Source organism: Sphingobacterium sp. SG20118 (assembly GCF_044740685.1).
In the GTDB taxonomy this organism is placed as follows: Bacteria; Bacteroidota; Bacteroidia; order Sphingobacteriales; family Sphingobacteriaceae; genus Sphingobacterium.
Genome location: NZ_CP172826.1, coordinates 407,978 through 420,271, shown reverse-complemented (window position 1 = coordinate 420,271; position 12,294 = coordinate 407,978). Strand labels below are relative to the sequence as shown.

12 protein-coding genes, 1 other RNA gene and 1 pseudogene are annotated in these 12,294 nt (G+C 37.9%); 8 read left to right on the top strand and 6 right to left on the bottom strand.

Translation table 11 applies throughout. The features are described 5' to 3' along the window. Window positions 1–6 precede the first annotated feature (6 nt). Window positions 7–1,464 carry a glutamate synthase subunit beta gene (locus ACFX5U_RS02045; protein ID WP_400262371.1) on the top strand — a complete coding sequence of 486 codons (1,458 nt, stop codon included), beginning with the start codon at window positions 7–9 and terminating at the stop codon, window positions 1,462–1,464. Window positions 1,465–1,561: 97 nt separating this feature from the next. On the opposite strand, the gene ACFX5U_RS02040 is transcribed toward ACFX5U_RS02045, so the two are convergent. From ACFX5U_RS02040 to tgt, 3 genes are read right to left on the bottom strand one after another with little or no spacing between them, the layout of a single operon-like run. Then, window positions 1,562–2,473, bottom strand: coding sequence for a DMT family transporter (locus ACFX5U_RS02040; RefSeq protein WP_038695857.1), 912 nt, complete (start codon window positions 2,471–2,473; stop codon window positions 1,562–1,564). A 12-nt stretch (window positions 2,474–2,485) separates the two neighbouring features. Then, a complete protein-coding gene (locus ACFX5U_RS02035; protein ID WP_038695855.1) occupies window positions 2,486–3,565 on the bottom strand; it encodes an LptF/LptG family permease in 1,080 nt (359 codons plus the stop codon). Between the two features lie 22 nt (window positions 3,566–3,587). Next, window positions 3,588–4,718, bottom strand: a complete 1,131-nt coding sequence (gene tgt / locus ACFX5U_RS02030; RefSeq protein ID WP_038695853.1) for a tRNA guanosine(34) transglycosylase Tgt — start codon at window positions 4,716–4,718, stop codon at window positions 3,588–3,590. Window positions 4,719–4,922: 204 nt separating this feature from the next. Here tgt and ACFX5U_RS02025 point away from each other — a divergent pair, with 204 nt between their 5' ends. After that, window positions 4,923–6,068 (top strand): glycosyltransferase, encoded by a 1,146-nt coding sequence (locus ACFX5U_RS02025; protein ID WP_280570827.1) that lies wholly within the window; start codon window positions 4,923–4,925, stop codon window positions 6,066–6,068. A gap of 22 nt (window positions 6,069–6,090) precedes the next feature. Further along, window positions 6,091–6,726, top strand: a complete 636-nt coding sequence (rsmG, locus tag ACFX5U_RS02020) for a 16S rRNA (guanine(527)-N(7))-methyltransferase RsmG (protein WP_038695851.1) — start codon at window positions 6,091–6,093, stop codon at window positions 6,724–6,726. A gap of 1 nt (window position 6,727) precedes the next feature. Here the strand turns inward: rsmG and ACFX5U_RS02015 are convergent, their stop codons facing one another. Both ACFX5U_RS02015 and ACFX5U_RS02010 read right to left on the bottom strand, forming a co-directional pair. Next, entirely contained in the window at window positions 6,728–7,333 is a 606-nt protein-coding gene (locus tag ACFX5U_RS02015) for a hypothetical protein (RefSeq protein ID WP_280570829.1), read from the bottom strand. Window positions 7,334–7,422: 89 nt separating this feature from the next. After that, window positions 7,423–7,653, bottom strand: coding sequence for a hypothetical protein (locus ACFX5U_RS02010; protein ID WP_038695847.1), 231 nt, complete (start codon window positions 7,651–7,653; stop codon window positions 7,423–7,425). A gap of 154 nt (window positions 7,654–7,807) precedes the next feature. Between ACFX5U_RS02010 and dprA the strand changes: the two genes are divergently transcribed. The 5 genes and pseudogenes from dprA to accD all read left to right on the top strand — a co-directional run bounded on the left by dprA (window position 7,808) and on the right by accD (window position 11,781). Continuing rightward, a complete protein-coding gene (gene dprA / locus ACFX5U_RS02005) occupies window positions 7,808–8,899 on the top strand; it encodes a DNA-processing protein DprA (RefSeq protein WP_400262370.1) in 1,092 nt (363 codons plus the stop codon). A 31-nt stretch (window positions 8,900–8,930) separates the two neighbouring features. Continuing rightward, window positions 8,931–10,416, top strand: a pseudogene (locus ACFX5U_RS02000) (MFS transporter). Beyond that, entirely contained in the window at window positions 10,409–10,636 is a 228-nt protein-coding gene (locus tag ACFX5U_RS01995) for a DUF6814 family protein (protein ID WP_038695842.1), read from the top strand. The pseudogene ACFX5U_RS02000 and the gene ACFX5U_RS01995 overlap by 8 nt, the downstream one beginning before the upstream one ends. An 84-nt stretch (window positions 10,637–10,720) precedes the next feature. Continuing rightward, an RNA gene (ffs, locus tag ACFX5U_RS01990) (signal recognition particle sRNA small type) lies at window positions 10,721–10,818 on the top strand. Window positions 10,819–10,938: 120 nt separating this feature from the next. Next, window positions 10,939–11,781 (top strand): acetyl-CoA carboxylase, carboxyltransferase subunit beta, encoded by an 843-nt coding sequence (accD, locus tag ACFX5U_RS01985; protein WP_280570837.1) that lies wholly within the window; start codon window positions 10,939–10,941, stop codon window positions 11,779–11,781. 57 nt (window positions 11,782–11,838) lie between these two features. Here the strand turns inward: accD and ACFX5U_RS01980 are convergent, their stop codons facing one another. Further along, entirely contained in the window at window positions 11,839–12,180 is a 342-nt protein-coding gene (locus ACFX5U_RS01980; protein ID WP_280570839.1) for a hypothetical protein, read from the bottom strand. Window positions 12,181–12,294: the final 114 nt, after the last annotated feature.

Sequence of the window (12,294 nt, the reverse complement as noted above, 5' to 3'; positions counted from 1 at the left end):
AAAATCATGGGAAAAATAACAGGATTTAAAGAATACACGCGCGAGCTTCCACAAAAAGAACCGGTAGCAAGCAGGATACAAAATTATCAAGAATTTAACAAAGGCTATTCCGATAGCCAACTACATAAACAAGCAGCACGTTGCATGGACTGTGGTATACCATTTTGTCATTCAGGCTGTCCCTTAGGCAATGTTATTCCTGAATTTAACGATGCCGTATACGATGGAAAATGGGAGGATGCCTACAATATCCTTTCCTCAACAAATAACTTCCCTGAATTTACGGGACGAATTTGTCCAGCCCCCTGCGAGTCTGCTTGTGTTCTCGGCATTCATAGTTCACCTATTGCCATTGAAGAGATTGAAAAGCATATTATCGAAATCGCCTTTAACAAAGGCTACGTAAAACCACATAAAAATTATATTAAAACGAATAAAAAAATCGCTATAATCGGTTCTGGCCCTGCAGGATTAGCAGCCGCAGCACAATTGAATAAGGCTGGACATGATGTGGTGGTGTTTGAACGCGATGATCAAGTAGGCGGTTTATTACGCTATGGTATCCCTGATTTTAAATTGGATAAAAAAATTATCGACAGACGAATTTCCATCATGCAAGCATCAGGTATCTTGTTTAAGGTAAATGCTGAAGTCGGAAAAAATATTCCTATCCACGAATTGCTGGCCTATGATGCTGTTATTATAGCCACAGGATCTACTGTGCCATGGCAGCTCGATATCCCCGGAAAAGACTTAAAAGGTATTCATTTTGCAATGGATTTCTTAAAACAGCAAAATAAGAAAGTAAGTGGAATTGAAAATCATGAGTTTCAAATCATGACAACTGGAAAGCATGTTGTCGTTGTTGGTGATGGTGACACAGGGTCAGATTGCATCGGAACGGCCAATCGTCAACAAGCCAAAAGCATCAGACAGATCGCCCGCAAACCCATCCCTGCAAAACAAAGATTGAAAAACAACCCTTGGCCAATGGATAAAATCACGTTCAATACAACCTCTTCTCAAGAAGAGGGATGCGAGCGCCTCTGGGCAACAGAAACAAAAGCATTTATTGGTGATGAAAATGGGAATGTCAAAACTGTACAAATCATAGAAGTCGAATATGAAGTGGATGACTATGGACGAAAAACCCAGATAAGTAAATCCGAACCAAAAGAAATTCCGGCAGATTTGGTGCTACTAGCTGTTGGTTATCAACATACAGAACAACAATTACCAGAAAAATTAGGTGTTCAAGTCGATATCCATGGTCATATCATAGCAACAGATAAAGCCTTTAAAACCTCGGTCGATCATATTTTTACCGCCGGAGATTGTAGAAAAGGGCAATCATTAGTCGTATGGGCGATAGCAGAAGGTCGTGAATGCGCCCGAAAAGTCGATGAATTTCTCATGGGAGTATCCGAACTTGAAAGCAAAGAAATGATCCATCAATTCTCTTAAATACCAGTTATTAAAAATAAATAAGCCTCGTAAAGTATATTTACGAGGCTTATTCAATGAAGAAAATATAACGCAAAGTCAGCTGCGTTTTACCATGCTAATAAATCTTTCTAATAATCAAATCCTGTTTCCGTTTTTCAATTTTTGTCTTCAGATAAGGATAAAAGAATACCGCACCCAAAACAATAGCAGCACCACCATAGAATCCCAGACTCATCGTTTCCTTCTGTCCAAAGATGAGCATCGCCAACAGAATACCATATACAGGTTCCAAGTTAGTGGTTAGCGCAACCGTAAAGGCACTCAATTCTTTCATCACCGCAACACCTAACACATACGCAACAGCAGTACAAAGAACACCTAAAATCAATAAATAGATGAGATCCGATTGATTCAATGCCATCTGCTCATTGAAGTCTCCACTAAAAACCATGAATAGAGATACCCAAAAGAAAGCACCCACCATTTCATAAAAAGTGATTAAGGTAGCACTCGATTTTTTAACCATCCTTGAGTTTGCAATAGAAAAAATACTCGCACAAAATGCACAGGACAGACCTGCAATAATACCCTCGATATAATTCGATTCAAATTGGAATATCATATAGATTCCCATTATAATCACAATACCGACAACCATATCCATCATCGCTATCTTTTGCTTATTGATAAGAGGTTCCAAAATAGAAGTATACAGCGTGAGGGAAGACAAAGTGACCAAAGCCACTGATACTGTCGATATTTTTATCGCATAAAAAAACAAGACCCAGTGCAGACCTACTATCCCCCCAACCATAGTAAAGGAGAGCAAGTCTCTGCGCGTCACACGGATTTGTTGCTTACTTACAATAAGATATATAAATAAGGAAATCGCCGCAATGGCAACCCGATACCAAACAAGATGTATCGCAGAAATCGAAATTAAATTCCCCAAAATACCGGTAAAGCCCCATATCAGAATCGTTAAATGCAGAATAAGAACATTCTGATTAATTTTTATTTTAGACATCAGTGGAAATATTTATTTTGGCGCTCTAATCGCCAAATAGATTGCAATAATTAAAAATGTTACATTGGGAATTAATACCGCAATCAAAGGTGGAAGCCCACCCTTTAACGAGAACATATTGGCAAATTGGATAAAAACGATATAGGTAAAACTCAAACCAATACCAATCCCTAGACTCAAACCAATACCCCCTCTTACTTTTTTAGAAGACAATGCTACCCCCATCAGAGTCAATACAAATGCCGAAAAAGGATAAACATACCGCTTATACTTTTCCAACTTAAGGTCCGTCATCATCCCTGTCCCCCTAATCTCTTCTTTATAGATACGCTCATTCAGCTCCTTGGTATCCATTGCTGTAAAAATATTATCGTACAGTTCGAAATCGCTTGGTTTCATATCCAAGGTCGTATCTTTTACCACCCCTTTATCCATCCGTTCATGAAGACCATTAATAACCCGATTTGTATAATCGTGTATTTTCCATTTCGTCGAAACAGAATCCCAAGTAATACGTTCAGCGATCATCTTTTCCAACAAGGTATCGCCCTTAAATTTCTCTAAGACAAACTTATAGCCAACCTTCGAATTATTATCAAAATTGTCTATATACACATAACTGTTTTTATCAATCTGCATATGCGTAGAAATCTTGGTATTATCTTTAAGTGGTTTCACATAGATATTCTCAAATCCAATCTTAATTCTATTCGTTTTCGGAATAATGTAGAGATTGAAAATAAAAGAAACCGCAAATATTAAGGTTGCAGAGAACGCATACGGCCTTAGAAGACGATTAAAACTATATCCAGCACTTAATATGGGGACAATTTCCGTTTGATCGGCCATCTTCGAAGTAAAGAAAATGACAGCGATAAAGTTGATTAAAGGACACAAAAAATTCAAATAAAACGGAATAAATCCCGCATAATATTCAAATATGATCTTGTCCATAGGAGCATTATACTTCAAGAAATCGTCCAACCGCTCTGAAATATCAAAAATAACCATGACAACTGTAAAAATAGCCATCGTGAACACAAATGTGCTCAAGTACTTTTTAATAATATAACGATCAATGATAGAAAACATAATGTTACTAAGATGCAAAAAATTACAAACGTTGACCCAAAACCTTTACCATTTTATTTTTCCAATCGTAGAATGTACCATCTACAATTTTCTCACGTGCTTCCTTCACCAACCACAAATAGAAGTGTAAGTTATGTAAAGAAGCAATTTGTGCACCTAAAAGTTCTTGAGAACGAATTAAATGACGCAAATAAGCTTTTGTATATACCTGATCTGCAAAAAGATCACTATCAGGATCAATCGGAGAAAAATCATCTTTCCATTTTTCATTCTTGATATTAATGGTGCCATGACGTGTAAATAACATGCCATTACGTGCATTACGTGTAGGCATCACACAATCAAACATATCGATACCCAATGCGATATTTTCCAATAAATTAATCGGTGTACCCACTCCCATCAAATATCGCGGTTTATCTTCTGGAAGGATATTACAGACAACTTCTGTCATCGCATACATATCCTCTGCCGGTTCACCAACAGATAAGCCTCCGATCGCATTTCCTTCACGATTGAAAGAAGCAATTTTCTCAGCAGATCTTTCACGTAAGTCTTTATAAACAGACCCCTGAACAATTGGGAATAACGTCTGGTCATAACCATATAAAGGTTCTGTACTATCAAAACGGTCACAACACCTCTTCAACCAACGATGCGTCATTTCAATCGAACGTCGCGCATAACCATAATCACATGGGTATGGCGTACACTCATCAAATGCCATAATAATATCTGCACCGATGACACGTTGGGTATCCATCACATTCTCTGGCGTAAACAAATGCTTAGAGCCGTCTATATGCGAACGAAAAGTAACCCCTTCTTCCTTTATCTTACGGTTGTCAGATAAAGAGTACACCTGATAGCCTCCTGAATCCGTTAAAATCGGTTGATCCCAACCGATAAACTTATGAAGTCCTCCAGCTTTATTCAAAACATCCAATCCCGGTCTTAAGTACAGGTGATAGGTATTACCCAATATTATTTGAGCCTCAATATCATTCTTTAATTCATGTTGATGAATACCTTTAACCGTACCAGCGGTACCAACAGGCATGAAAATAGGCGTTTGAATTTTTCCGTGAGCAGTCTCAACAACACCTGCACGCGCTTTCGAAAATTTATCTTGTACTTGAAGGGTGAATTTCATTAAATATTTATTTTTTTGGGGAGTCTAATTTGATGATTCTTAAAGTTTCAGAAAACAAATTCCCCGACTTGCTTTTTTCAAAAATCTCTGCAAAAATACTATAAAAACCAATGCAAAGATTGACCTTTCACAACATTTTAACATTTATGCTACAAAAAACAATAATAAAACAAATATCCTTCGAACATACTATCTTTGCAACATATGACCATCGTACAACAATACGCCCTCTATTACCCTTACATCGCCTTCGGCATCATTGCACTATTGTTGCTCTTCCAATTGTACTATATTATAGTTGTATATGGAAAATTAAGTCGACACCAAGTACAATCCTATGAACAACAAGAGACAGTAGACCCTATATCGGTCATTATATGTGCACATAACGAACAGGAAAACCTCAAACAGTTTCTAACCTCTATTTTAGAACAAGATTACCCTGATTTTGAAGTTATTGTTGTCAACGATTATTCTACCGATGAAACCAGGTGGGTTCTAAAAGATTTTGAATCAAAATATAAGCACTTACGTGTTGTCGATATAAAAGAACATATACGTCTTAAACATGGCAAAAAATTCGCAGTCTCACTCGGTATCAAATCCGCTAAACATGAAAAGTTGGTATTTACAGATGCTGATTGCAATCCAAACTCCAACAATTGGTTAAAAGAAACTGCTGGCGCATTAAGTCAACCAGATAAGGAGATTGTGATCGGCTATTCTCCCTATTTCAAATATAATGGATTTTTAAACAAGCTCATCCGTTTTGAAACCACACACACGGCAATGAGCTACCTCTCGTATGCCTTAAAAAAAGACGCTTATATGGCTGTTGGAAGAAATATGGGATATACGAAATCCTTATTCTTTCGCAATAAGGGGTTTGCTTCCCATATGCATATCAAATCGGGAGATGATGACCTTTTTGTCAATCAAAATGCCACCAAAAGCAATACCATTATATCCATCCATCCGGATGCTATCGTATACTCCGAACCCAAAACAACATGGAAAAGCTACTATAAGCAAAAAGCAAGACATTCCGGTGCTTCCGTTATCTACAAGAAAAAGCATCAACGTATGCTCGGTATCCAACTGATTACTTCTTTTATGTTTTATTGCGCTATCATCATAACAGCAATATTATTTCCCAATTACTGGTATGTGCCAGTAGCAGCTTACCTCATTCGCTTACTTGCACAGCTTATCACTTTTAGCTCCATTTATAAGAAATTAGCAGTTTTTGATCTCATTTGGTGGTTACCATTATTAGACATCATCTACTATTTCTATATTTGTACCAACGGTTTATTTAACCGAAAAAAGAAATCCATTAGCTGGAAATAATATTCATTTTAAAACTTTCGCTTTGAATCCTACAGTAGATATCATATATCAATATTTTCCGAACTTAACAGAAGTTCAGAAAACCCAGTTTGCACAACTAGCAGAGCTATATCCATTCTGGAATAACCAAATCAATGTCATTTCACGCAAAGACGTGGAAAGCCTTTATTTGCACCATGTGTTACATTCACTGGGCATCGCTAAGTATGCGATGACATTTGCACCAGGCACACGTATCTTAGACGTAGGCACAGGAGGTGGATTTCCAGGGATTCCACTCGCTATACTATTTCCAGAAGTCCACTTTCACTTAGTAGATTCCATAGGAAAAAAGATAAAAGTCGTACGCGAAATTGCAGCAGCATTGGGGTTAAAGAATGTAGAAGCCGATCACATCCGTGCAGAACAGTTAGATGATAAATATGATTTTGTCGTATCACGAGCAGTAACACGATTAGCTGATTTTGCACCTTGGATACGCAACAAGTTTCTCAAACAAGATAAAAACGGAGTCCCTAACGGTATCTTATACCTCAAAGGTGGCGATTTAAAAGAAGAGATTAAAGAATCACGCTTAAAAGCAGAATTGCATCCCTTATCAGATTACTTCAAAGAAGATTTCTTTGAAACAAAATATGTCGTTTATGTCCCTATGTAATTTAGGGATTTAAGATTTCCAATTTTGGGAGACTCAAACGTTGATGGATGATTACAACAGAATCCAGATAGTTTTTTAAATTATTTTGTACATAAGCAATTTGATCATAATGGTCTGAATGCCGTAACCATTTGTAAGAAGGTTGATAGTAAATACGAAATTTTATCAACGAGTCTCCCGTTAAAGGAGTATACGCCTCGGATAGGGCATTCCATTGCTCTAATACCTTGTCTTGTTCAAACTCCCGTTCGAACTGCCGCTGAAGTCGTCGCGATGCTCTACCCTGCCTGCTCAACAGATTATATAACTTATTGAGATTAACAGCGAGGCCACCCTGATGGGGTAAGGTTACCATATTTTTGGTATCTCCCCAAAAATAAATCGACTTATATGCGACTTGCTTTTCCGCCATCTTTTCTTCCGCCGACAATTTTTCACCAACGACTAGCGCAGTATCCATTTTAGTCGTATCAAAGTTAACCACCTTTTTGTCCCGACGACTGGTATCCTGACTGTAAAGAGCTATACGAGCAGATGAAGATTTCGCCCTGCTAAAAAACAAAAGGAAACAGATAGACAGCAAAAAAAGTAAACGACCTGGATTCATTTCTTATAATTTGGTTATTTAAACATAACAACAAAAGAAACGCAACACAAGATTTTAACTTTGTTTAACTGTCTATCAATCTTAAAAAATTAACCCAATTCTTCTATAATTTTTTTGCCAATAGCGTTCACCTCTTCATCCATACCAAACATCGGCAAACCCGTCTCTGGATTAGTTTTTAACCATAAGCTCTCCGTATCCTTAATGATCTGCACATACTCCACCCCCTCTTTAAAAATAACGTAAGTATCTTCCTCCTCAGGGAAAACAGAATAAACAACATCCTCAATTTCTATATCAAAAGGTTCTTTCATTTCCATAGTCAAATCTTTTTATTTAGTACAAAGATACAAGCTATCTCAATATTCTCTAAAAATGCCTCAAAAATTCTTGCCAAAACCATTAAAAAAATCCAACAAATAAACGTTAACAACTGAAATTCAATAAAATATTACTATCTTTAAATAACCAACTATGAACTTTTATCATCAAATAGCACTCACCAAAATCAAGGGAGTAGGTCCTAAAACTGCGCGGATTTTACTCGCTCAGTGTGGATCTGTACAAGAGATTTTAGAAACAAAGGCCAGCACATTAGCAACAATACCAGGTGTAAATAGTAAAACAGCCGCAGAAATAGCCAGTAAAAACTATCAAGAAGCCACAGAAAAAGAAATTGAATTTATTAAAAAGCATCAAATCCAAGTATTATGGATTGCAAATCCAGACTACCCACAGAAATTAAAAAATTGTGAAGATGCACCGCTAGTCCTATACTACAAAGGCAATGCAGACCTCAATAAAGAACGAGTAGTCAGTATTGTAGGAACAAGAAATGCAACAAACTATGGTCGGCATATTTGCGAAATGCTCCTAGAACAGCTGAAACCATTAGATACCACCATCATCAGTGGACTTGCTTACGGTATCGATATCATGGCCCATAAAAATGCTTTAAAACAACAAATACCCACAATTGGTGTATTGGGACACGGGTTAGACCGTATCTATCCAGCCAGTCATAGAGAAGTCGCCTCAGCAATGCTACAACAAGGGGGCTTAATAACCGAATTCCCCTCAGACAGCAATTTAGATCGTCAGAACTTCCCCATGCGCAACCGCATAATTGCAGGTATGTCCGACGTCACTATTGTCGTAGAAGCCGCCACAAAAGGAGGAGCACTTATTACTGCAGAAATAGCCAACAGCTACAACCGCGATGTATGTGCATTTCCAGGAGCAATAGACAAACCCTATTCTGCCGGATGCAATTACCTGATTAAAACCAATCGCGCTCATCTCATCAGAGATGTTAAAGATTTATGCTATCTCATGAATTGGGAAAACCAAAAAGTAAAAGAGGCTATTCAGCTCACGCTCATGCCTCCAGAGCTCAATGAAGCACAGCTTTACCTCTATCTTTTCATCCAAGATAAACAACAAGTGGGCATTGACGAAATCAGTAGATACTGCGCATGGCCACAAAGTAAGCTAGCCATGGTACTTCTAGAAATGGAAATGAGTGGCCATATCACTTCTTTACCCGGAAAAATATACCAACTATAAGACAACCTAATCCAATAAACCATCAACCTAAATGAAACAAAGTCCAAACAATAAAACCATTTGGAAAGTAATTGGTGCCTCTTCAATGGGCACACTCATCGAGTGGTACGACTTCTTTATTTTCGGAAGCCTTTCCATCGTGATTTCGACCAAATTCTTTCCTGCTGACAATCCAACAGCGGCATTTCTATCCACCTTAGCGACATTTGCCGCAGGATTTGTCGTCAGACCATTTGGCGCCCTATTCTTCGGAAGACTTGGTGATCTAATAGGCCGAAAATACACCTTTATGGTCACACTACTACTCATGGGTGGAGCTACATTTTTAATCGGGTGTATACCAAGTTACCAAAGCATCGGTTTCTTGGCCCCTTTACTCGTGCTCATCCTTCGCCTATTGCAAGGCCTTGCATTGGGCGGTGAATATGGCGGCGCAGCCACATACGTCGCTGAACATGCTCCAGAAGGACAAAGAGGCTATTGGACATCTTGGATTCAGACAACAGCTACCTTTGGTCTTTTTATATCGCTTGTCGTTATTCTCGTCACCAAAAATATCCTCACCGAACAGCAATTTGATGACTGGGGCTGGCGGGTTTCCTTTTATTCTATCCCTTCTGATGGTCTATGTATCTTATCTCATCCGTAAAAACATGAGTGAATCACCAGAATTTGCCAAGGCTAAAGAAGAGGGTACAACCAGTAAAAATCCGTTAAAAGAAAGTTTCGGCAATCGCTATAACCTTAAATTTGTACTGCTCGCCTTATTCGGTGCAGCTATGGGACAAGGTGTCGTCTGGTATACAGGCCAATTCTACTCCATGAGCTATATGAAGACCGTTATGCACCTGAACTCAGATGAAGCGGATATGATATTGGGCACAGCATTACTCGTAGGTACACCATTTTTTATCTTTTTTGGTTGGCTAAGCGACAAAGTTGGACGAAAGTGGATCATGCTTTTAGGTATGTTACTCGCGTTATGCACCTACCGACCAATATATAAAGCCATGTACCAACTCGCAGATACCACTACAAAAGATATCCGTTCGACCGAAACATTAAAGTTGGAAGAGAATAAGGTACAAACCATCACGCACTATACAGATGACACATATGAACAGCAGATAAGCCAAGAAAAGTCCAATACAAAAGAAACCGTCATCAAAAAAACAGTGACCGTACACGGCAAAAACAGATTGTGGCTAACAGCACTCATTTTTATCCAGATCATCTATATCACCATGGTTTATGGGCCAATTGCTGCTTTTCTAGTAGAGATGTTCCCAGTCAAGATCCGATATACGTCCATGTCGCTTCCCTACCATGTAGGAAACGGCATATTTGGAGGCTTATTACCCGCCATATCCACATATCTTACCACCAATGCCCAACTTGCTCTTGACCCCGAATTCTATTTGGCTGGCCTATGGTATCCCATCATAATTGCTGCAGTATGCTTTATCATTGGTACCATTTACATTAAAAACAAACCTAATCATCTCAACAATGGATAATCTAAAAAGAATATTAGGCATCCTATGGATAGCACTCGCCCTATACACCGCATATTTTTGCCTATTTGAATTGGCGATTCCTAAAATAAAAATAGGACATCAAGAAGATTTAGTCTTCGGAATCATCATTATGTTCATTTTAACGCCAATTATTTCAATTGGACTTGGGCTTTTTGGGTATTATTCGCTCTGCGGAGACTACGCAAAAGATAAGACATAAAATTATTCTCCCTGACTATCAGCGGGCTAAGCACAATTAGCAAAAAATCTTTCTTTAGAACGATTTTTTTTCTACTTTTGTGGTGGGTAAGTCTTTTACGACCAGCTCCCATTGACTCCCCCAGGTTGGGAACAAAGCAAGGGTATCTGGTTGAGCGGTGCGATAAAAGGAGCTTACCCATTTTTTATGCCCAAAATTTCGGGTAGCTTCCTTTCACAAATCGTAAATACACAGCAATTTTAAGGAATACTTCTACTAAACAAAATAATTTTGTTTATTTGTAACTGAATTAGAACTATCGTATGAGTTGGTTTAAAAGAGATAAAGCCGGAATTAACACGGCAACAGAAAATAAAAAAGAGGCCCCAGACGGATTGTGGAACAAATGTCCATCATGTAAAAAACCGTTGTTGAACCTTGAACAAATCGAAAACAATTACGTTTGTCAATACTGTGGATACCACCTTAGAATTGGTTCTGCAGCCTATTTTTCAATCATTTTTGATAATAATGAGTTTACAGAATTATTCCCTACATTAAGCTCAGGAGACCCGATTAATTTCTTCGATTCAAAACCTTACGCGGAACGCTTAAAAGAAAGTCAAGCTAAAACAGGTTTGGTAGATGCGATTCGTTCAGGACATGGTAAGATTGATGGCCAAGAGCTTGTTATTGCTTGTATGGACTTCACTTTCATCGGAGGTTCAATGGGATCCGTTGTCGGCGAAAAAATTGCACGCTCCATAGATTATTGTATCGAACATAAAATTCCGTTTATGCTGATTTCCAAATCAGGCGGAGCACGTATGATGGAAGCTGCATTTTCTTTAATGCAAATGGCTAAAACTGCAGCAAAATTAGCCCTATTAGCTAAAGCTGGTTTACCTTATGTATGTTTATTAACAGATCCAACAACAGGTGGTGTAACTGCTTCCTATGCCATGTTAGGAGATATTAATATCGCTGAACCTGGTGCCTTAATTGGTTTCGCAGGACCTCGTGTTATCAAAGAAACAATCAAAAAAGACCTTCCAAAAGGATTTCAAACTTCAGAATTTATTTTAGAGCATGGATTCTTAGACTTCATCGTAGATAGAAGACAATTAAAAGAAAAAGTATCCACTTACTTGAGATTGCTTAAATAAAAGGCAGTCTATTTAATAAGGAAAAGAATAAAATAAGAGCTCCACAAAATGGAGCTCTTATTTTTTGATATAATCCTTAAAGGCCCAAAACTTTCGTTGCGATAGATAATCAAAATTGGCTTCATTCGCATAAGCTTCTCTTTCATACGATATATTCAAATAAGCCTGATGGAAATTCCGATATTGTACATATCGGAATAAAAACTCGAGTAGATAGCTGATATAGAAAAACACGATCAATAGCTCTGTAGCCTGTCTCATATGAATCCTTTCATGATTGATAAGCTGCAGATTATGCTTAAAAATCCTGCTCTTCAAAAAAACAAACGGATAGATAGTGATCGCATCAGCTTTTCCCAATGAAAATACTTTCGTCCAGAAGCGGCTTATCACAATCATATTATTTTTAAAATCTAATCTTTAAATACGTTGAATCAAGATAACCAATTATTCCTATCAATCAAACAGGATATTGCTATACCCGATACACATCTCAAAAGCAGAAGAAAAATA

What these genes read in the sequence shown, in the direction of transcription:
- ACFX5U_RS02045 (WP_400262371.1), top strand. Translation starts at nt 7, where the DNA reads ATGGGAAAAATAACAGGATTTAAAGAATACACGCGCGAGCTTCCACAA.
- ACFX5U_RS02040 (WP_038695857.1), bottom strand. Translation starts at nt 2,473, where the DNA reads ATGTCTAAAATAAAAATTAATCAGAATGTTCTTATTCTGCATTTAACG.
- ACFX5U_RS02035 (WP_038695855.1), bottom strand. Translation starts at nt 3,565, where the DNA reads ATGTTTTCTATCATTGATCGTTATATTATTAAAAAGTACTTGAGCACA.
- tgt (WP_038695853.1), bottom strand. Translation starts at nt 4,718, where the DNA reads ATGAAATTCACCCTTCAAGTACAAGATAAATTTTCGAAAGCGCGTGCA.
- ACFX5U_RS02025 (WP_280570827.1), top strand. Translation starts at nt 4,923, where the DNA reads ATGACCATCGTACAACAATACGCCCTCTATTACCCTTACATCGCCTTC.
- ACFX5U_RS02015 (WP_280570829.1), bottom strand. Translation starts at nt 7,333, where the DNA reads ATGAATCCAGGTCGTTTACTTTTTTTGCTGTCTATCTGTTTCCTTTTG.
- ACFX5U_RS02010 (WP_038695847.1), bottom strand. Translation starts at nt 7,653, where the DNA reads ATGGAAATGAAAGAACCTTTTGATATAGAAATTGAGGATGTTGTTTAT.
- dprA (WP_400262370.1), top strand. Translation starts at nt 7,808, where the DNA reads ATGAACTTTTATCATCAAATAGCACTCACCAAAATCAAGGGAGTAGGT.
- ACFX5U_RS01995 (WP_038695842.1), top strand. Translation starts at nt 10,409, where the DNA reads ATGGATAATCTAAAAAGAATATTAGGCATCCTATGGATAGCACTCGCC.
- accD (WP_280570837.1), top strand. Translation starts at nt 10,939, where the DNA reads ATGAGTTGGTTTAAAAGAGATAAAGCCGGAATTAACACGGCAACAGAA.
- ACFX5U_RS01980 (WP_280570839.1), bottom strand. Translation starts at nt 12,180, where the DNA reads ATGATTGTGATAAGCCGCTTCTGGACGAAAGTATTTTCATTGGGAAAA.